Raw genomic sequence first — 20,044 nt, 5'->3', positions numbered from 1 at the left:
AGGGCGGGTGGGAAAGGGGAAAGGTGCCCGCTTCCTTCCCCGCCCCTCGGTGACCGCTCAAAATGAAAGCGGCGGGTCAAGGACCCGCCGTTTCCGAAAGCATCGATGTCGGTCCGATCAGGACGCGGCTTCCTCGGCCGGAGCGGTGGCAGCTGCCAGCGCGGCGGCGGCTTCCTCCTGGGCCTTCTTGATGGCGTCGAGGCGCTCCTGCGTCTTCTTTCCCGGCAAGGCCTTGGTCGGGTTCGAACGGGCCGGGCGCTTGGAGAGCCCTGCCTGGTCGAGGAAACGCAGCACGCGGTCGGTCGGCAGCGCGCCGTTGGCCAGCCAGTGCTTGACGCGGTCGGCGTCGAGCTTCACGCGCTCGCCGTCCTTGGGCAGCAGCGGGTTCCACGAGCCGATCGCCTCGATGAAGCGGCCGTCGCGCGGCGAACGCACGTCGGCGACGACGATGTGGTAGTACGGGCGCTTCTTGGAGCCCGCGCGGGCGAGACGGATTTTCAGTGCCATGGTTTTCTCCTAAAGGTTCAATCCGTTGCGATTCAGTGGTTCGTCGAGACTGCCGAGGGCGGCGTCAGTGGGTTTCGTTGACCCCGCCGGGAGGGGCGGATGTCGTGGCGCCGCCATTGGTAGCGGCGATCTGCTCGTGATGGCGGATCACTTCCTTGATCACGAAGTTCAGGAATTTCTCGGCGAAATCGGGATCGAGATGAGCGTCGCGCGCAAGTTGACGCAACCGCGCGATCTGCTGGCCTTCGCGTGCCGGGTCGGCGGCCGGCAGGTCATGCGCCGCCTTGAGCACGCCCACCGCCTTGGTGCAGCGGAAGCGCTCGGCCAACATGTGGATCACCGCCGCATCGATATTGTCGATCGATGCGCGGTATTCGGCGAGCGCGACAAGCGCCTTCTCTTTCTCGGCCTGGTCACCCATGGTTCTGCTCACTTCTTCTTGCCGAGACCCGGCAGCCCGCCACCCAGACCGGGAAAGCCGCCCGGGAGTTTCATGCCGCCGGGAAGACCGGGCAATCCACCCGGCAGGCCCTTGGGCAGGCCGCCGCCGAGCCCAGCCGCCTCGGCCTGTTTCTGCAGGGCCTCGAGCTGCTTGGGATCCATTTTCGACAGATCCGGCAGGCCGCCCATGCCGCCACCGAGGCCCATCTTCGAAGCCAGGCCGCCCATCATGCCGCGCATCATGCCGGCGCCTTTCCCCTTGCCGCCCATTGCTTTCATCATGTCAGCCATCTGGCGATGCATCTTGAGGAGCTTGTTGATCTCCGCAGCATCGGTGCCGGAGCCGGCGGCGATGCGCTTCTTGCGGCTGTGCTTCAACATATCGGGATTGGCGCGCTCCGCCTTGGTCATCGACGATATGATGGCGAGCTGGCGCTTGAACATCCGGTCGTCGAGACCGGCCGCGGCCATCTGCTCCTTCATCTTGCCCATGCCGGGCATGAGGCCCATGATGCCGCCCATACCGCCCATTTTCTCCATCTGGCCAAGCTGGTCGGCGAGGTCGTTGAGGTCGAACTTGCCCGACTGCATCTTCTTGGCCATCGCCGCGGCTTTTTCCGCGTCGATCGTCTCGGCGGCCTTCTCGACGAGGCTGACGATGTCGCCCATGCCGAGGATGCGGTCCGCGATGCGCTTGGGATGGAATTCCTCCAGCGCATCCATCTTTTCGCCGGTGCCGATGAGCTTGACCGGCTTGCCGGTGACAGCGCGCATCGACAGCGCGGCACCGCCGCGCCCGTCGCCGTCCATGCGGGTGAGGACAAGGCCGGTAATGCCGACGCGCTCGTCGAAGCTCCTGGCGAGATTGACCGCGTCCTGACCCGTGAGAGAATCCGCGACGAGCAGGATCTCATGCGGGCTGGAAGCCCGCTTGATTTCGGCCATCTCGGCCATCAGCGGTTCATCGATATGGGTGCGGCCAGCCGTGTCGAGGATCACCACGTCGTGGCCGCCCAGCCTGGCGGCCTGTACCGCGCGCTTGGCGATGTCGACGGGCGACTGGCCGGCGATGATGGGCAGAGTCGGCACCTTGGTCTGCTCGCCGAGCTGGCGCAATTGCTCCTGCGCGGCGGGCCGGCGCGTGTCGAGCGAGGCCATCAGCACGCGCTTGTTCTGCCGTTCGACAAGCCGCTTGGCGATCTTCGCCGTAGTCGTGGTCTTGCCGGAACCCTGCAGGCCGACCATCATCACGACCACCGGGGCCGGCGCGTTGAGGTCGATCGTCTTGCCTTCCTGGCCGAGCATCTCGACCAGTTCGTCATGGACGATCTTGACGACCATCTGGCCGGGCTTGATCGACTTCAGCACGGCGGCGCCCACAGCCTTTTCGCGCACGCGCTCGGTGAAGGAACGTACGACCTCCAGCGCCACGTCGGCCTCGAGCAATGCGCGCCGAACCTCGCGCAGCGCCGCCGCCACGTCGGCTTCGGACAGCGCGCCGCGGCCGGTGAGGCCGTTCAGGATCGAGCCAAGGCGCTCTTGCAGGGATTCAAACATTCATCTTCCCTTCGTCTCCGGCATCCAGACAATGCCGGAGAGGTAATGCTTCCGCGCCTTTGCTCCAACCGGGCCACCGGCACTTTCGATAGGCCAAAGCCAAAAAGCACCCGGGGGCGCATCGCGCTGCCGGGTGTTGGCCTCCGGGATCGATCAAGGCTCTATGGCGTCCCGGTCGGCTGCTCGGAGTGGAACTCGTCGCGGAATTTCGGGCGGCTTAGACAGGAAAAACCCGTCAAAGTCAAGGCTTGCCGGCTTCAATGGGAACGTGCAAGGCCGCAATGACCTCATCCCGCTCCTTGAGCGTCAGCACGTCGAGGCCGAAGACCTGCATGGCTCGCATGCCTTCCAGCGCGAGAAACATGATGAGCGCGGCGGCCTCGTTGGTCGCATTCGCCTTGAGCCTGTCGAGCAGCAGGCGGTTATATTGCCGGATCGGGGCGATGAAATCCGGATTCTCGGCGAGAGCCGCCAATACGCCCGAAGGCGGTGGCTGCTTCTTGTCGAAATCGGCCATCACGAGGTCAAGATAGGCTGCTAGCAACCCATTGCATTCGTCGCCCTTGGCCTTCTGCTTCTCGGAAAGCATGGCGTCGAAAGCTTCGATATGGTGCTCCACGAGCGCCTCGAGCAGCTTCGCCTTGGACGGGAAATGGTAGAGCAGCCCACCTTTGGAGACGCCCGCGCGATGCGCCACCGCCTCCAACGACAGGTTTCCAGGTCCGAGATCATGGGCCAGCTCGTCTGCGGCAAGAAGGATCTTCAGCCTGGAACTTTTCTTTGACTTCACGATGTCGCGATCACACTTATGTCAGGAACTGTATGCGCCGGAATTGACAATACCGTCCAGACGGTACAGTAACGCGCCGGTTGAATCCAGCCGTGGATTCGCACAGCGGCGCGACGCCGCACGATCGAAAGTCGCACCCTTTTAAAAGACAATCACAGGTTCGCCTCCGTCATGATCAAGCGCTTTGTCATCGCGTTCATACTTCTCGTCCTGGTGGTCGGCGGCCTCGTCGGATTCAACATCTTCCGCGATCGCGCCATCCAGCAATTCTTCGCCAACATGCCGGTACAGCCGGTGACCGTCTCGACGGTCAAGGTCGAACCGATCACCTGGACGCCGGGCGTCGAGGCGATCGGCACTGTGAGTGCCGCTCGGGGCGTCGACCTGACGGTGGAGACGACGGGTATCGTCAAGGAAATCCGCTTCCAGGCCAATCAGAAGGTCGAACAGGGAGCGGTGCTCATCCAGCTCGACGACGCCGTCGAGAAGGCAGATCTCGAGGCGCAGAAGGCACAGGCCGCCAACGACCAGACGGCGCTGACGCGCGCCCAGGAACTGGCGGATCGTCGCGTCGGCTCCCAAGTCACGCTCGACGCGGCCAGGGCACAGGCGGCCGTCTCGGCCGCCCAGGTCGCAAAGCTGCAGGCCGTTCTGGACCAGAAGCAGCTGAGGGCCCCGTTCAGCGGCACTGTCGGCATTCCGCGCGTCGACCTCGGCCAGTTCCTGCAACCCGGAAACCGGGTCGCGACCTTGCAAGACCTCGACACGATGCGGGTCGACTTTTCCATCCCGGAACAGCAGCTGCCGCTGCTCAAAATCGGCCAGCCGGTGCAACTCGGCACGGGAGAAGACGATGAGGGCCTGCCTTTCCGGGGTCAGATTCTCGGTATCGATCCCAAGATCGACCCAGCCAGCCGGCTTGTGGCCGTGCGCGCGGAGGTCGCCAACACCGGCGACCAGTTGAGCCCCGGCCAGTTCGTCCACGTGCGCGTGGTGCTGCCCGAGGAGAAGAATATCGTGGCGTTGCCGCAGACCGCGCTCGTTACCAGCCTTTACGGCGACTATATCTATGTCGTGCGGCCGGCCGAAAAGGCAGGGGATGAAGAGGCTCCGGCCCAGCCGGCAGAAGGCGCTCCCGCCGCCGCGGCCGGTGACAAATCCTCGCTGGTCGCCCACCAGATCTTCGTCAAGCCCGGCCGGCGCAACCTCGGCCTGGTCGAGATCACCGAGGGCCTGTCGCCGGGCGAGGAGGTCGTCACTGCCGGCCAGAACCGGCTCAGCAACGGCGCGCCGGTGGTCGTCGACAACACGCTCGACGTGAACACGCCACCCAATCAGCAGGCTGCCCAGAAATGAGCATCTCCGACATCTTCATCCGCCGCCCGGTCCTTTCGACGGTGCTGGCGCTGCTCATCATGCTGCTTGGCCTGCAAGGCATCTTCAACCTCCAGGTGCGCCAATACCCGGAGGTCGAGGAGACGGTGATCACGATCACCACGACCTATCCCGGGGCCAGTGCCGATCTTATCCAGGGCTTCATCAGCCAGCCGATCGCGCGCGCCGTCTCGACCACGGAAAACATCGACTACGTGACCTCGCAGAGCCGTCCCTCGGCCAGTGTCGTCACCGTGCAGATGAAGCTCGGCTCCGACCCCGACATCGCTCTTACCGAGGTGATGTCCAAGGTGCAGGGCGTGCGCGGCGAGTTGCCGACAGACGCCGAGGACCCGGTCATCGTCAAGGGCACGGGCGAGCAGTTCGCCATCATGTATCTGGCGATCCAGAACCCCAACATGACGTCGGAGCAGCTCACCGAATATATCGAGCGCGTCATCCGTCCCCGCATGTCCACCATCGAGGGCGTGGCCGAGGTCCAGGTCCTTGGCGCGGCAAACTATTCGATGCGCGTCTGGGTCGACCCGATCAAGCTGGCCGCACGCGGTCTGACGGCAGCCGAAGTCATGAACGCCGTCAACGCCTCGAACTTCCTGTCCGCCCCCGGCAAGACCGAAAACGAGTTCGTCGCCTATTCGATCACCGTTCGCTCGACCCTGCAGACCGCGGAGGCCTTCGGGGCGCTGCCGCTCCGATCGGAGAATGGCGACGTGGTGAGGCTGCGTGACGTGGCACGCGTCGAGTTGGCGGCGGAGAACACCGATACGAGGGTGAACTTCAACGGCGAGCCCGGCATCTTCATCGGTATCTTCCCGACGCCGGCGGCAAACCCGCTCGACACGGCCGGCGCCGTCATCAAGGAGCTTCCCGCGCTGCAGGCAAGCCTGCCGCAGGACATGACCGTGACCATGGTCTATGACGCGACCGAGCAGATCGGCGCCTCGATCGAGGAGGTCTTCAAGACGATCGCCGAAGCGGTGGCTATCGTCATCGTGGTCATTCTTTTGTTCCTCGGCTCGTTCCGCTCGGTACTGATGCCGATCGTGACCATCCCGCTGTCGCTGGTCGGCGTCTGCTTCGTGCTCTTCGTCATGGGCTATTCGATCAACCTGCTCTCGCTCCTGGCGATGGTGCTGGCGATCGGCCTTGTCGTGGACGACGCGATCGTGGTGGTGGAGAACATCCACCGCCATATGGAAGAAGACGGCATGTCCGCGATCCAGGCCGCCTTCAACGGCATGCGCGAGATCACCTCGGCCGTGGTGGCGATGACCATCACGCTCGCCGCCGTCTTCGCACCGCTTGCCTTCACCGGCGGCCTGACCGGCTCGTTGTTCCGGGAATTCGCGGTCACGCTGGCCGGCGCCGTTGTCATCTCCGGCGTCGTGGCGCTGACGATCACCCCGATGATGTCGGCGCGCCTGCTCAAGGCCGGCCAGCACAGCCGTTTCCAGAACATCGTCGACAACACCTTCGAGCGGTTCGCCAACGGCTACGAGCGACTGGTGGCGGGCTCGCTGAACTATCGTCCGGTGACGCTGCTGGTGGTGGTGACGCTGGTCGCGCTCGGCGGCTACCTGTTCACCAAAACCTCGAGCGAACTGGCCCCGGAGGAAGATTCGGGCGCGCTGTTCTCGCTGGTGACCGCGCCGCGCTATGCGACCTCGGACTACACCAGCCGCTATGTCGACCAACTCATGGACCTGACCAAGGATCTGCCCGAGCTGCAGTCTTCCTTCTCGGCGGTCGCCTTCGGCGGCGGCGTCACCAACCAGGCCTTCGCGGTCTGGGCGTTCAAGGACTGGGCCGAACGCGATCGTTCCCAGGCCGAGATCCAGCAGGATCTCCAGTCGCGTCTCGTCAAGGGAGCCGGCGTCGAGGCACTGGTCTTCGCGCCGCCCTCGCTGCCGGGCGCCGGCGGCGGGCTGCCGATTTCGGTCGTCATCCAGTCGACCGGCGAGGCGAGCCAGGTCTACGAGGTCGCCGAGAAGATCAAGCGCGAGGCCGAGGCTTCCGGCCGCTTCATCGTGGTGCAGAACTCGCTGTCCTTCGACGCTCCGCAGGTGACGGTCACCATCGACCGCAACCGGGCGGCGGCGCTCAATCTGCCGATCCGCGACATCGGCCAGACGCTCAGCCTGCTGGTGGGCGGCGGCTCCTTCGCGCAGTTCGACCGGGAATCGAACAGCTACGACATCATCATGCAGGTGCCGCAGGAATATCGTGACAACCCCCAGAGGCTGGGCGAGTTCTTCGTTCGCAGCGTGACCGACGAGATGGTGCCGCTGTCGGCGGTGGTGAACATCTCCACCAACGCTTCGCCGGCCTCGATCGAGCAGTTCAATCAGTTGAACGCCGCAACCATCTCGGCGCTGCCGATTCCGGGCGTCACCACCGGCGACGGTCTGGCCACCATCGAGAACATCGCCCGGCAGTCGCTGCCGGCCGGCTTCTTCATCGACTATTCCGGCCAGTCCAGGCTGGAGAAGGAACAAGGCAATACCATCGCCATCGCCTTCGCCCTTGCGGTGATCGTGATCTACCTGGTGCTTGCCGCGCAATTCGAGAGCTTCCGCGATCCGCTCATCATCATGATGACGGTGCCGCTGTCGATCTTCGGCGCCATCGTGCCGCTCAATCTCGGCCTTGGCACGCTGAACATCTACACGCAGGTAGGCCTGATCACGCTGATCGGGCTCATCACCAAGCACGGCATTCTGCTGGTCGAATTCGCCAATCAGCAGCGCGAGCAGCATGGCCTCAGCCGGCGCGAGGCGATCATCGCTTCGGCCAAGGTGCGCCTGCGCCCGATCCTGATGACGACGGCGGCCATGGCGCTCGGCGTCGTGCCGCTGATCATCGCCAGCGGCGCGGGCGCGGCCGCCCGCTACTCCATGGGCCTGGTGATCTTCTCGGGCATCCTGGTCGGCACCGTGTTCACGCTGTTCGTGGTGCCGATGTTCTACACCTTCATCGCCAAGAAGGACCTGCCCGAACCGGCGGAGATGCCGGAAGCGCAGCCGGCCGGATCGCACTGATCCTTCCAGAAGCCGCACTTCTCGACGCCCTCTGTCCCACCGGACAGGGGGCGTTTTCTTTTGGACCCGGCCGCATCGATGAAATCGCCCCCTTGCACGCCGGCAAATAACCTGTACAGTTGACTGGACAACTTGAGCGAAGCATGAATCCCAGAACCGGAGATCGCGAAGGACCGCTTTACCTGCAGATCGCCGACAGGCTGCGCGAGGATATCATCGCCATGGACAGTGGCGCGCGCATCCCGAGCGAGCCGCAGCTCGCCAAGGACTGGGGCGTGAGCCGCTTCACGGTGGCCAAGGCGGTGGAGCAGCTCGTCGACGAAGGCCTGATCACGCGCCGTCAGGGCAGCGGGTCGTTCGTGGCAGAGGCACCGTTGCGCCGCGCGCCCGGCTATCTGCTTTCCTTCACCGAGGCAGTCGAGGCGGCCGGCCGCAAGCCGAGCCACGAGTTGATCGCATTCACCAAGACCGGCTGGCGGGACGGGCTACCCTATCCGGAGGATGCCGAGTTGGTGCTGCTCGACAGGCTTCGCAGGGTCGATGGCGTCGCGGTGGCCCGCCACAGGTCGGTGCTTTCGGCCGAGCTGATCGATTCGATCGGCCTCACCGAGAAGGTCGCCCGCGCAAGCGATTTCTCGCTTTATCGCTACTACGGCGAGCATGGCCTTTCCGTGGACACCGCCACCGAACATCTCGTCGCCAGCGTCGCCGGCAAGGACGATCGCAAGCTTCTCGGGCTGACGGGCGACGCCGTCGTCGTCGCCGTCACCCGTCATTCCTTTGCAGCCGACGGAACGCCGCTCGACGCCGTCAGCGCAATCTACGATGCCCGCCGATATTCCTACGAGGCCCGCCTCGTCCGGCAGCATCGTTCGGGGAACCTCGGACAGGAGAAAAACCATGTTGAAATACTGGATGCAGGGCGCGGCCATCTTGGCCCTCGCCTCGGGCCTTGGGGCACAAGCGGCGACGGCCGCTGAGAAACCTGCCGCGCTGATCGTCGCGCAGGGCGGGCTGGGAGACCAGTCCTACAACGATCTCGCCTATTCCGGTTTCCAGAAGGCCGCCCAGGAGACCGGGATCGAAGGCAAGCCGGTGGAATCGAAGGATGTGGTCGCTCAGGCGGCCGAGATCCTCCGCCGCGCCTCCGATGCCGATTTCGGTCTCATCATCGACCTCGAATATTCCCATGGCGAGCCCATGGTCGAAGTCGCCAAGGATTATCCGGAGACCAACTACGTCATCCTGAATCAGGTTCGTGAAGGCGCCAACATCGCATCGGTCCTGTTCCAGGAACAGGAAGGTTCCTACCTCGCCGGCACGCTTGCCGCGCTCGTAACCACCGACACCTCTATAAAGGGCATCAACCCGCAGCCGATCATCGGCGTCATCGGCGGCACCAAGTCGGCCGGCATCGACAAGTTCATCGCTGGCTACATCGAAGGCGCCAAGGCCGCCAATCCCGATGTCCAGGTCAAGGTCGCATATTCCAACAATTTCGGTGATCCCGCCATCGGTCTCCAGATGGCCAAGGCCATGTTCGAGGAAGGGGCCGACATCATCTACCAGGTTGCCGGCGGCACCGGCATGGGGGTGATCCAGGCGGCGAAGGAAACCGGTCACTACGCCATCGGCGTCGACACCGATCAGGACGGCATCGCGCCGGGCTCGGTGCTGACCAGCATGGTCAAGCGCACCGACGTCGCGGTCGAGAGCGTCTTCAAGGACTACGCGGCGGACAAGTTCCAGGGCGGCAAGACCGTCACCTTCGGCCTCAAGGAGAACGGCGTCGGCCTTTCCGAAATGAAGCACACGAAGGACCTCGTCCCCGCGCCGATCCTCGAAAAGGTCGAAACCGCGAAGCAGGACATCCTGTCGGGCAAAATCAAGGTCTGGAACGTAGTCGATCAAGGCTACCCCGACTACCTCAAGTAGGTTCTTGCCAGGCGTATGATGACCCCGAGACCAGAGATCACGCCCGATCCATCGATCCGGCTGGGTGCCCATGGCGTCACCCGGCGGTTCGGGACCGTCGTCGCCAACAAGGACATAAATTTCCGCGCAAGGCGCGGAACGGTCCATGCCATCGTGGGCGGCAACGGTGCAGGCAAATCGACGCTGATGCGCATCCTGCAAGGCATGGACAGGCCGACTGAAGGCGTCGTGATCGTGGACGGTCTTCCCACTGTCTTTTTGGGGCCGGCGGACGCCTTCGCCCGTGGCATCGGCATGGTCCACCAGGAATTCATGCTCGTGCCCGGACTTTCTCTCCTCGAGAATCTGGTGCTGGCGCACGAGCCCGTCGACGCCCTGGGGCGCCTCGACAGGCAGGCCGCACTCGCCGAAGCGCGCAGGCTCGAAAAACTGGCCGGCGTCAAGCTCGATTGGGGCATGCCGGTGGAGGACGCACCGGTCCATGTCCGCCAGATCGTCGAAATCCTGCGCCTTCTCTATCGCGGCGCCGACGCTCTGATCCTAGACGAGCCGACGGCCGTGCTGGCGCCGCCGCAGATAAAGGAGCTGATCGCGCTGCTACGCAAGCTGCGCGACGAAGGCCGCACCATTCTCTTCATCAGCCACAAGCTCGACGAGGTGCTGGCCGTGGCGGACGAAATCACGGTGATCCGCGCGGGCCAGGTCATCGGCACCATGCCGGTTGCCGAGGCAAGCAAGCCGAGGCTTGCCGAAATGATGATCGGCGAGATCCTGGCGCGACCGACGGCCAGGCCAGGCAATGCGGGCGAAGCGGTGCTGGAGATCGCCGGGCTCGACGTGTGCGATCCACGAGGCCAAGCCGGTCTTTCCGACTTCGACCTGATCCTGCGCGCCGGCGAGATCGTCGGCATTGCCGGGGTCGCCGGCAACGGCCAGGACGAGCTTGCCGCAGCGATTACGGGCCTCCGCCGGGCCGACGCGGGATCGATCCGTATCGCCGGCGCCGACGCGAGAACGTGCTCGCTGCGCCAACGCCGCCTGATGGGCCTCGCCTATCTCAGCCCCGATCGCGCCGCGGAAGGTCTCTGTCTGCCTGCCTCCATCGGCGAGAACGCTATCGCGGGTCACCACCGGCGCTCCGATCTCAGCCGCCACGGTCTGCTGAAGGTCGGCGCCATCGCCCGTCACGTCGAGGCGCTGCTCGATCGCTATTCGGTGGTTCGCGGCTCCGCCGCGCAGCCCATCGGGAGCCTGTCCGGCGGCAATCAGCAACGTGTGGCCATCGCCCGGGAACTGGACGGCGACCCCAAGGTGCTTTTGGCCTGCCAGCCGACACGCGGCGTCGACATCCGCGGCATCGCCTTCATCCACCAATGCCTGCTCGATTTCCGCGATCGCGGCGGCGCCGTGCTCGTCATCTCCGAAGAACTCGATGAGTTGATCACCCTCTCCGATCGCATCGTCGTCATTTACGGCGGGCGCGTCACGGGCGAGGTCGAGCGCGGATCCGCCCGGATCGAGGACATCGGCCGGCTTATGCTCCAGGGAGCCGCGGCATGAGCGCGACCGTCCAATCCATGCCGGCTGCCGCCCGATGGCGGGGCGCGGCGGAGGCGCTCGCTCCCCTTGCCGTCGCGCTGATCGCCGCCGCGCTGGTGCTGGCACTCGCCGGCCATAACCCCTTGGAGGTCTATCGACTTCTCGCGGTTGAATCCTTCGGCGGCGCGAAGCGCATCGCCGCGACCCTCGCGGCGGCGACACCTCTGATCCTGACCGGTCTTGCAACCGCTGTCGCCTTCCGAGCCGGCGCCTTCAACGTCGGCGTCGAGGGCTGCGTTTTCGTCGGCGGGCTTGCCGCCGCCTATGTCGGCTTCACCTATGTCGGCCTTCCCGCCTTCATCCTCCTGACGGCCGCTCTGGCCGCGGCGGTGATTGTCGGCGGCCTGTGGATGCTGGTGCCGGGCCTGCTCAAGGCCAGGCTCGACGTCGACGAGGTCGTCACCACGCTGATGCTCAATTTCATCGCCGTCAGCCTCACCGCCTATCTGGTCAACGGGCCGCTTCTGGCCCCTGGCGCCGCGAATTCCGCCACGCCGATGGTGGTGGAGGCCGCGCGCCTTCCCAAGCTCATGCCTCCCTCGACCCTCAATGCCGGCTTCCTGATCGCCGTGGCACTGCTCTTCGCCTATGCCTTCTGGAGCTCCAGGGCCGCACTCGGCCTCGAAACGAGGCTCGCCGGCCTCAACCCCCGCTTCGCCATAGCTTCCGGCATCAACGTGCCGATGCTCGTGATCAAGATGATGCTGCTTTCCGGCGCGATCGGCGGCCTGGCCGGAGGCATCCATGCGCTGGGCAGCGTCGGCCGCTTCGTTTCCGGCTTCTCCCCGGGTTACGGCTTCACGGGCATCGCGGTGGCGCTGCTCGGGCGCGGCTCCGCTCTCGGCATCTTCCTCGCCGCCATCCTGTTCGGCGCGCTCGCCACGTCGGGCGCCACCATTCAGCTTTTCAGCGACGTTCCGATCGAGATCGTCAGCATATTGCAAGGCATGGTCATGATCTTCGCCGTCGCCCGCGTCGGCTGGATCTTCATCCGAAAAGGGGACCGGCCATGATCGACAACGTCATACACGCCGCCTTCGTCATGACGACGCCGATCCTGCTGGCGGCCCTTGGCGGCCTGATCAACCGAATCGGCGGGCTGGTCAATATCGGGCTGGATTCCATGATGCTCGCCGGCGCCCTGCTCGGGCTCATCGTCGCGTCCCAGACCGGGAGCTGGAGCGCCGCCCTGGTGGTCGCAGCCGCCGCCGGCGGCATTCTCGGCCTCCTCATGTCGCTCACGGTTACCCGGCTCGAGGCAAACGAGATCATTGTCGGGCTCGGTTTCAACATCGCCGTCGCCGGCCTCGTGCGCTTCTTCCTGAAATCCGCCTATGGCAGCTCGGGAACGCTCAGCCTCCCGGATGTGGCGCGGCTGCCGCGCTTCGAAATTCCGGTGATTGCCGATATTCCTGTTCTCGGCGCCATCTTTTCGGGCCACGACCCGCTCACTTGGGCTGCATGGCTGATGGTGCCTCTGACAGCCTGGTTCCTCGCCCGCACCCGGGCGGGCCTTCGCCTTCGCGCCACGGGAGCGGCACCGCAGGCGGCCAGGGCGCTCGGCCTCAAGCCGCTGACGCTGCGCGACATCTCGACCGCCTATGCGGGAATCATGTCGGGTCTTGCCGGCGCGTATCTGTCGATCGGCGTCGTCGGCATCTTCAACGAAGGCATCACCGCCGGACGCGGCTTCATCGCGCTCGCTGCCTTCTATTTCGGACGCAACCGCCCGTGGCTGACCGCTGCCTGCGCCCTGCTCTTCGGCTTCTTCGACGCCATCCAGATCAGGCTCCAGGGCAGAGGCGTTCCCGCCGAGCTGGTGCAGACGCTGCCCTATGTGATGGTGATCGTGGTGCTGACCCTGATGGCGCTCGCCGTGAAGCGGGCACGCGCGAAAGGAACCCAGTGGTGACAGAAAAGACTGCCCTCATCCTCGTCGACGTCATCAATTCCTTCTTCGAACCCGGGCATCCCAACCATTATGCAGGCGTCGAGGAGGTGCTTCCCGCCTTGGCTGCCCTGCTTGCCGCGGCGCGCGATTCCGGGGCCGTCGTCGTCCATGCCGCCGAGAAGCATCGCCCGGCCTTCGACGATTTCGAATGGCGCAAGCTGCCGGTGCACCACCTCGCCGACGCCCCTGACGCCGCTTTTTTCCCCGGCTTCGAGCCGCGAGGCGAGAAGGAGACGACCGTCTTCAAACGGCGATTCAGCGCCTTCTTCGCCACCGACCTGGCGCTTTTCCTCGCCGAACAGAGGGTGACGCGCGTGGTCATCGCCGGCGTGAAGACGAATGTCTGCATTCGCGCTACGGCGCAGGACGCCTTCGCCAACGGCTTCGAGCCGGTCGTTCCGCGCGAAGCGACGAACTCGAACAGGCCGCATCTGGCCGAAGCCTCGCTGGAGGACATCGATCGCTACATGGGCCGCGTCGTGCCGCTCGCCGAGGCCATCGGGATGCTGTCATGATCGTCGTCACGGGTTATGCCAGCCTGGATCACGTGGCCGTGCTCGACGGGTCACCGCGACCCGGACGCACCACCACCATTCTCGATCGTCCGGAAAACGCCTGGCCTCGCCTCGGTGGCGCACCCGCCTATGTCACGTCCGCACTGGTGGCGAGCGGGGTAGCCGACGCCTATCCGGTGAGCTGGATCGGCAACGATGCCGGGGGCGAGACCTATCGCAGCCAGCTTGCCGAGCGCGGCATCCCGGCGGCGGGTCTCGCCGTGATCGAAGGCGCGCGGACGCCCGTCGCCGTGCTAGCCTACGAGCCCGACGGCGGCTGTTTCTGTCTCTACGATCCCGGCATGCCGGCCGGGCTGACGCTTGTCGATGCCCAAAGGAGCCTGGTCGCCAGGGCCGATTGGGTTTGCGTGACGATCGGCCCTCCGCGAGCGACGGAAGCCGTTCTTGAGAACCTGCGCCCCGAAACGAAACTCGCCTGGGTGGTGAAGCACGATCCGCGCGCGCTTTCCACGGCGCTCGCGCGGGAGCTCGCCGGGCGCTCCGACCTGATCTGCTGCAGCCGGGCGGAGCGCGCCTTCGTGGACGACATGCTGCCCGCCGAGCCACGCGAGCGGCAAATCCTGATCGAGACACAAGGCGGCGAGGGTGCGGCGCTGACGCGCGACGGCATGACAAGCTTTGTGCCTGCGACCCCGATCGCGCTCAGCGACCCGACCGGCGCGGGAGACACATTTGCCGCCGGCGTGCTGGCCGCGCTCGCCGGCGGAGCGACCGAGCCCGCTGTGATCCTGCAGGCCGGCCATCGCGCGGCCGCCGCCCTGCTCGGCGCCCGGCGGACAATTGAAATGGAAAGTGCATGACATGAGTGAAGAACGGTCCAACACCGCCTGGTATATCGGCGCCCGTCGTGACGAGATCGGCGAATATGCCATTCTCGTCGGCGACCCGGCTCGCATCGGACGCATCGCGGAGCATATGAGCGATGTGCATTTCGTCTCCGAAAATCGTGGCCTTCGCACGGCAACGGGCACACGCGGCGGCAAACGTGTGACCGTGTCGGCCTTCGGAATGGGAGCACCGATCGCAACCATCGTCATGCACGAGCTCTTCGCGCTCGGTGTCCGGACCTTCCTGCGCATCGGCACGGCCATGGCCGTGCCCCCGGCCAAACTTGGCGACTTCGTGCTGGCAGACGGCGCCCTGCGTGCTGAGGGTACGTCGAACACCTATGCGCCGATCGGCTTCCCGGCGATCGCCGACTTCGACCTCAACACCAGGCTGCGGGAGCGCCTGGCAAGCTCCGGCAGACCCTGGCACGCCGGCATCTACGGAACCTACGACGGTTTCTATACCGAAATGTTCGGCCTTTCCGGCGAGCGCCGGCAAATGATCGACGGGCTGAAGCGAGACATCCAGCGAATGGGCCTGATCGGCACCGATATGGAGACCTCCGCCCTGCTGACGGCGGGGCGCATCCTCGGCGCCCGTGCCTCGACGCTCTGCGTCGCCACGGTCGACGCCTTCACCCAGGAGAAGATCGGCGACGAGGCTATGGCCAAGGCCGAACGCGATCTGTTCGAGATCGCCCTCGACGCGATCACGGCCTGACCGAAAAAGACAAGAAAGGCAATCAGATGACGTCCATCGTCGACCGCTATTTCAGCACGCTGGCCGAAAGGCTGGAAAAGGTCCGCTCGACCCAGGGCGAGGCTATCGAGAAGGCCGCCGAGCTCTGCGCGGAAAGCATCGCCGCCGACAAGCTCGTCTTCACCTTCGGCACGGGACACGGCGCCTTACCGGCGCTGGAGAGCTTTCCGCGGACCGGAACGATCGTCGGTTTCCGCCCGATCGTGGAGAGCACGATGATCTCCTTCCACCACGTGTGGGGCGACATGGGCGCCCGCCAGTACCGGTTCATCCATGCCCAGGAGGGCTACGGAAAGGCGATCCTGCGCTCGCACCAGGTCGACCCGGCTGACACGATGATCCTGTTCTCCCATTCCGGCATCAATGCCGTGATCATGGACATCGCCATGGAGTGCAAGGAGCGCGGCATCAAGCTGATCGGCGTCACCTCGCTGCCCCATTCCTCGGCGACCCCGTCGCGCCACTCGTCCGGCAAGCGCCTGTTCGAGGTGGCCGACGTCGTCATCGATACCGGCATTCCGCTGGCCGACGCCTCACTGTTCATCGACGGGCTGGAATCGCCTGTCGGCGCGAGCTCGACCAGCGTCACCATCGCGGTCGCCCACGCCATCGTCTCGACCACCGCGGAGAAGCTGGTCAGACAAGGGATCAAGCCGCATGTGATGGTCAGCCCCAACACCACTGGCAAGGAAGCTGCCAACCGCCAGAACGACGGGAATTACGAGCAGCTCTGGCGCCGGCTCAAGGCACGGTGATCGCCATGGACCGCAAGCTCTATATCGACGGTGCCTGGCATGAGGCCAAGGAGGCCGGGCACCTGGAGATCCGCGACCCCGCGACATCGGAGCATGTCGGCTCCACCGCGATAGCCGGCCGCGCCGATGTCGATCGCGCTGTGACGGCTGCCACACGGGCCCTGCCGCTCTGGGCGGAAACTCACGCCGACCAGCGTGCTCGCATCCTGCATCGCGCCGCCGATCTCGTCGAGGAGCGGATCGAGGCCATTGCCGAGATGCTGACGCGGGAGCAGGGAAAGCCGGTGCCTGATTCGCGCAAGGAGATCTCCTTCGGCATCTCGGTCATCCGCTACTATGCCGAGGAAGGCCGCCGTCTCGGCGGTTCGATCCGGCCCTCCTCGCGTTCCGATATCCGCAGCCTCGTCACCACCGCCCCCGTCGGCGTGGTCGGCGCGATCGTGCCGTGGAACTATCCGGTCGACCTCTATTGCTGGAAGGTCGCGCCCGTCCTGGCTGCCGGCTGCACGCTGGTCGCCAAACCGCCGCATGAGACGCCGCTGGCGATCGCCATGATGGTCGAGTGCTTCGCCGATGCCGGTCTGCCCGCCGGGGTGCTGAACGATATTCCCGGTACCGGTCCGGAGGTCGGGGCGGCACTCGCCGAACATCCCGGCATCCGCATGATTACCGCCACAGCCTCGGTGCCGGCCGGCCAATCGATCATGCGGGCCGCCGCAGGAAACCTGAAGCGCCTGTCGCTCGAACTCGGCGGCCAGAGCCCCTTCATCGTGCTCGATGACGCCGACCCGGCGGAAGCAGCCGCCGCCGCGGCACGGCGCTCCTTCTCCAATATGGGCCAGATCTGCATTGCGGTGAACCGCATCCTGGTGTCCCGCGGCATCCACAAGGATTTCGTCGAGGCGCTCGTTGCGGAGACCAGGAAGATCAGGCTCGGCCATGGCGTGCTACCCGGCGTGCTCTACGGACCCGTCCTCCATGAAGGAGTGCGCCAGCGCGTCGCCGGCCACGTGGCCGACGCGGTCGCGCGAGGCGGCAAGCTGCTGATCGGCGGGCGGGTTCCCACCGGGCCGGATTATGACCGCGGTTTCTTCTACGAGCCGGCGCTGGTCGACGAAGTGCCCGACACCGCGCTCGCCCTGACCGAGGAGACATTCGGTCCGCTCGCCGCGATCCGGCCGGTCGCCGACGACCGCGAGGCCCTTGCCGTCGCCAACGCGCTTCCATTCGGTCTCGCTGCCTACGTCTATTCGGGCGATCTCGAACGCGCCTGGACACTGGCCGACAGGATCGAGGCCGGCGCGATCGGCGTCAATGTCAACGACACGACTGAGCTCCAGGCGCCCTTCGGCGGCTGGAAAATGAGCGGCATGGGTCGTGAGCTCGGCCCGGAAGGCATCGAAGCCTTCCGCGAATCCAAGCACGTCAAGATGCGAGTGCGGGACAGACTGGGCGGGTGAGGTCCGACGTCACCTTCAACCCTTTTTTCTGCACCTCGGCACGCTGCGCGACGCGGCCGCTCATACCGACGGCGTCGGTGATCGACCATTCGCGCCGCACCCCCCTCTGGCCTGCCGGCCATCTCCCCCTCAAGGGGGGAGATCGGCTGTCACGTATCTTCTCGAAAATCGTCGACGTGGCGGAAGGGGCGCCGACACCAAAGCTGCCAATCTCCCCCCTCGAGGGGGAGATGTCCGGCAGGACAGAGGGGGGTGTTACACAGCCGCGGCCTACGGGGCTCTTACCCCTCGCCTACCCTCCGCGGCTCAGCACCGGCAGTCTCTCGAAATAGTCTTGATGTTCGCGCGCCACGCGCGCCGCCTCCTCGGCATCGCCGCTCGCAATGGCGTCGATGATGGGTTGGTGGCTGTCGGCGATCTCGACGAGATCGAGTCCTTCGACCAGCATGGTGATGGTCGTGCGCGTCTCGATCTGCAGCGACTGCCAGATGTTGAGCAGCAGCCGGTTTCTCGCTGCCTCCATGATCGAGCGGTGAAACTTAACGGAATGTTCGACCACCCCATGCGTATCGCCGGCCAGCGCCGCCTTGCGCATCAACGCCACCTCCTGCGCGAGCAAGTCGAGGTCGCAGGTGCCGCGGCGCGTGGCGATTCGTGTCGCCTGCTCTTCCAGGGCTCCGCGAACCGTGTAGATCTCGCGAAGCCCCTCGCCCATGACTTCCGAGACATAAGTACCGCGCCGGGGCAGGTTCGTGACGAGGCCGGTCGCCTCGAGCTCACGCAGCGCCTCGCGAACCGGTCCCTGGCTGGTGCCGAATTCCTCCGCGATCCTCAACTCGACCAATCTCTCGCCGGGGTCGTAATGCCCGCCGAGGATGCGCCGCAGCAGCACTTCCTTCAACCGCTGCCGCAGCGGAATATTGGAAAAATCCGGTTCCAGCGACGCTTTGAGGACAGGCTTCTCGCTCATAGAACTTCCATCGAATGGCCAGCGTTATTGCGGTTCGACATCCTATTGGCCAGGAGGCGGTTGACAAAGCGATTTTCATTTATCGATAATGGATAATCAAGAGACCGCTAAGGTCCCGGCAAAAGGCTGGTTCTCTGGGAGGAGACGATGCTGCAAGCGGTTGTCGTGCCCGGCTCGTTGGCCGAGGCGCAAGCAGTGCTGGGCAGTCGGGAGAGCGCGGCAATCATCGCCGGCGGCACGGCCGTTATGCCTCTCCTCAACTACGGCACGGACGATTTCACGACGCTGGTGAGCCTGCGCCGGGCCGGGCTGTCCGGCATCTCGATCGATGCAGGCGAGGCGTCGATCGGCGCGGCGACCACGCTCGCGGCTCTGGAGTCCGACGACCGGCTCGCCTTCCTGTGGCCCGCGCTCGACGCGATGGCCTCGCCCACCATCCGCAACATGGCGACGGTCGGCGGCAACCTCTTCGTCAAGCAGCCTTACGGCGACCTCGCCGCCTGCCTGGTTGCGCTCGGCGCCTCGGCGAGCATTGCGGCTCCGAAGGGCATGCGTGTCGCTCCGGTAGAGCAGGTTGTACGCGGTCTCGAGCATGAGGAAATCGTGACCGGAGTTTCTTTTCCCCTCCCGCCGAGCGGCAGTTTCCGGTTTGCCAAGGCTGGGCGGAAGACCGTCAACTCCGCCGCGGTGGTCACCGTCGCGGCGCTGGTTTCGCTGGCCGACGGGCTGGTCACCGAATGCCGGATCGCGCTTGGAGGCGTGGGCCCACATGCCATGCGCGCACCATCGGTCGAAAAGGCGCTTGTCGGACGATCATTCGACAGGGCGAATGTAGAGGCAGCCGCGAAGCGGGCGGTGAACGATATCGCACCCCTGGACGATGCCTATGCCAGCGCCTGGTACCGGGCGCGCGTGACGCCGGTCCATATCCGCCGCGCCCTGCTGGGCGAATAGAACCTCGACGCTACCGGGAGGGCAGCCATGAGGAAATCGATCGTATCTCTCACCATCAACGGTGCCGAGCGGGAAATGCTGGTTGCGCCGGGCGCGACACTGCTGGAGGCGCTGCGCGAGGGGCAAGGCCTCACCGGCACGCGGCGCGGCTGCGAGCAGGGCGCTTGCGGAAGCTGCACCGTGCTGGTCGACGGCCAGTCGATGATGTCCTGCCTGCTGCCGGTCGAGACGATCGACGGTGCCGTGGTGACGACCATCGAAGGCCTCACCCCGACCGCCGGTCTGCATCCGATCCAGGAAGCGTTCCTCGAAGGCTTCGCCACGCAATGCGGTTTTTGCACCCCCGGCATGATCATGGCGACGGCGGGCCTGCTCAGCGAAAACCCTGATCCCACTCGGGAAGATGCAGTGCGGGCGATCTCGGGAAACATCTGCCGCTGCACCGGCTATGAGGCGATCATCGACGCGGTTCTGGACGCCGCTGCCCGGATGCGCGCTTCCCAGACTTCCAGGGCAGCCTGAGGATGCCG

The 20,044-nt window shown here is 65.4% G+C and carries 19 protein-coding genes; 14 read left to right on the top strand and 5 right to left on the bottom strand.

The features are described 5' to 3' along the window. Window positions 1–117: 117 nt before the first annotated feature. The 4 genes from rpsP to ACCO56_RS25925 all read right to left on the bottom strand — a co-directional run bounded on the left by rpsP (window position 118) and on the right by ACCO56_RS25925 (window position 3,295). Complete coding sequence (rpsP, locus tag ACCO56_RS25940) at window positions 118–507, bottom strand: 30S ribosomal protein S16 (protein ID WP_433643784.1); 390 nt, start codon at window positions 505–507, stop codon at window positions 118–120. Between the two features lie 64 nt (window positions 508–571). Beyond that, the gene (locus ACCO56_RS25935; RefSeq protein WP_433643795.1) at window positions 572–928 is read right to left on the bottom strand and encodes a chorismate mutase; all 357 of its coding nucleotides are present in this window, start codon (window positions 926–928) and stop codon (window positions 572–574) included. Between the two features lie 8 nt (window positions 929–936). Next, window positions 937–2,505 (bottom strand): signal recognition particle protein, encoded by a 1,569-nt coding sequence (gene ffh, locus ACCO56_RS25930; protein ID WP_433643782.1) that lies wholly within the window; start codon window positions 2,503–2,505, stop codon window positions 937–939. Window positions 2,506–2,746: 241 nt separating this feature from the next. Continuing rightward, entirely contained in the window at window positions 2,747–3,295 is a 549-nt protein-coding gene (locus tag ACCO56_RS25925; RefSeq protein ID WP_433643781.1) for a TetR/AcrR family transcriptional regulator, read from the bottom strand. Window positions 3,296–3,466: 171 nt separating this feature from the next. Between ACCO56_RS25925 and ACCO56_RS25920 the strand changes: the two genes are divergently transcribed. From ACCO56_RS25920 to ACCO56_RS25865, 12 genes are all read left to right on the top strand, one after another. Beyond that, complete coding sequence (locus tag ACCO56_RS25920; RefSeq protein WP_433643780.1) at window positions 3,467–4,651, top strand: efflux RND transporter periplasmic adaptor subunit; 1,185 nt, start codon at window positions 3,467–3,469, stop codon at window positions 4,649–4,651. Continuing rightward, entirely contained in the window at window positions 4,648–7,728 is a 3,081-nt protein-coding gene (locus ACCO56_RS25915; protein WP_433643779.1) for an efflux RND transporter permease subunit, read from the top strand. Before ACCO56_RS25920 ends, ACCO56_RS25915 begins: the two co-directional genes overlap by 4 nt. 143 nt (window positions 7,729–7,871) lie before the next feature. Continuing rightward, window positions 7,872–8,708 (top strand): GntR family transcriptional regulator, encoded by an 837-nt coding sequence (locus tag ACCO56_RS25910; RefSeq protein ID WP_433643778.1) that lies wholly within the window; start codon window positions 7,872–7,874, stop codon window positions 8,706–8,708. Next, on the top strand, window positions 8,629–9,663 hold the full coding sequence (locus tag ACCO56_RS25905; protein WP_433643777.1) for a BMP family lipoprotein: 1,035 nt from the start codon (window positions 8,629–8,631) through the stop codon (window positions 9,661–9,663). Before ACCO56_RS25910 ends, ACCO56_RS25905 begins: the two co-directional genes overlap by 80 nt. 15 nt (window positions 9,664–9,678) lie before the next feature. Beyond that, window positions 9,679–11,223: an ABC transporter ATP-binding protein gene (locus tag ACCO56_RS25900; protein ID WP_433643776.1), complete on the top strand. Its 1,545-nt coding sequence runs from the start codon at window positions 9,679–9,681 to the stop codon at window positions 11,221–11,223. Then, entirely contained in the window at window positions 11,220–12,275 is a 1,056-nt protein-coding gene (locus tag ACCO56_RS25895) for an ABC transporter permease (RefSeq protein ID WP_433643775.1), read from the top strand. The genes ACCO56_RS25900 and ACCO56_RS25895 overlap by 4 nt, the downstream gene beginning before the upstream one ends. Continuing rightward, entirely contained in the window at window positions 12,272–13,174 is a 903-nt protein-coding gene (locus ACCO56_RS25890; RefSeq protein ID WP_433643774.1) for an ABC transporter permease, read from the top strand. The genes ACCO56_RS25895 and ACCO56_RS25890 overlap by 4 nt, the downstream gene beginning before the upstream one ends. Beyond that, window positions 13,171–13,728: a cysteine hydrolase family protein gene (locus ACCO56_RS25885; protein WP_433643773.1), complete on the top strand. Its 558-nt coding sequence runs from the start codon at window positions 13,171–13,173 to the stop codon at window positions 13,726–13,728. The genes ACCO56_RS25890 and ACCO56_RS25885 overlap by 4 nt, the downstream gene beginning before the upstream one ends. After that, window positions 13,725–14,588: a carbohydrate kinase family protein gene (locus tag ACCO56_RS25880; protein ID WP_433643772.1), complete on the top strand. Its 864-nt coding sequence runs from the start codon at window positions 13,725–13,727 to the stop codon at window positions 14,586–14,588. Before ACCO56_RS25885 ends, ACCO56_RS25880 begins: the two co-directional genes overlap by 4 nt. A 1-nt stretch (window position 14,589) precedes the next feature. Next, window positions 14,590–15,336 carry a nucleoside phosphorylase gene (locus ACCO56_RS25875; RefSeq protein WP_433643771.1) on the top strand — a complete coding sequence of 249 codons (747 nt, stop codon included), beginning with the start codon at window positions 14,590–14,592 and terminating at the stop codon, window positions 15,334–15,336. A gap of 26 nt (window positions 15,337–15,362) precedes the next feature. Next, window positions 15,363–16,130, top strand: a complete 768-nt coding sequence (locus ACCO56_RS25870) for a sugar isomerase domain-containing protein (RefSeq protein WP_433643770.1) — start codon at window positions 15,363–15,365, stop codon at window positions 16,128–16,130. A 5-nt stretch (window positions 16,131–16,135) separates the two neighbouring features. Then, complete coding sequence (locus ACCO56_RS25865; RefSeq protein WP_433643769.1) at window positions 16,136–17,590, top strand: aldehyde dehydrogenase family protein; 1,455 nt, start codon at window positions 16,136–16,138, stop codon at window positions 17,588–17,590. 292 nt (window positions 17,591–17,882) lie between these two features. On the opposite strand, the gene ACCO56_RS25860 is transcribed toward ACCO56_RS25865, so the two are convergent. Next, the gene (locus ACCO56_RS25860) at window positions 17,883–18,560 is read right to left on the bottom strand and encodes a GntR family transcriptional regulator (protein ID WP_433643768.1); all 678 of its coding nucleotides are present in this window, start codon (window positions 18,558–18,560) and stop codon (window positions 17,883–17,885) included. Between the two features lie 147 nt (window positions 18,561–18,707). Here ACCO56_RS25860 and ACCO56_RS25855 point away from each other — a divergent pair, with 147 nt between their 5' ends. Together ACCO56_RS25855 and ACCO56_RS25850 are read left to right on the top strand one after the other, a co-directional pair. Beyond that, a complete protein-coding gene (locus ACCO56_RS25855; RefSeq protein ID WP_433643767.1) occupies window positions 18,708–19,514 on the top strand; it encodes an FAD binding domain-containing protein in 807 nt (268 codons plus the stop codon). Between the two features lie 27 nt (window positions 19,515–19,541). Then, complete coding sequence (locus tag ACCO56_RS25850) at window positions 19,542–20,036, top strand: (2Fe-2S)-binding protein (protein WP_433643766.1); 495 nt, start codon at window positions 19,542–19,544, stop codon at window positions 20,034–20,036. Window positions 20,037–20,044 lie beyond the last annotated feature (8 nt).

The organism is Mesorhizobium sp. 1B3 (genome assembly GCF_050958605.1).
Lineage (GTDB): Bacteria > Pseudomonadota > Alphaproteobacteria > Rhizobiales > Rhizobiaceae.
Note: the sequence above shows the minus strand (reverse complement) of the source record. Positions and strands in the feature narration are given on the sequence as shown.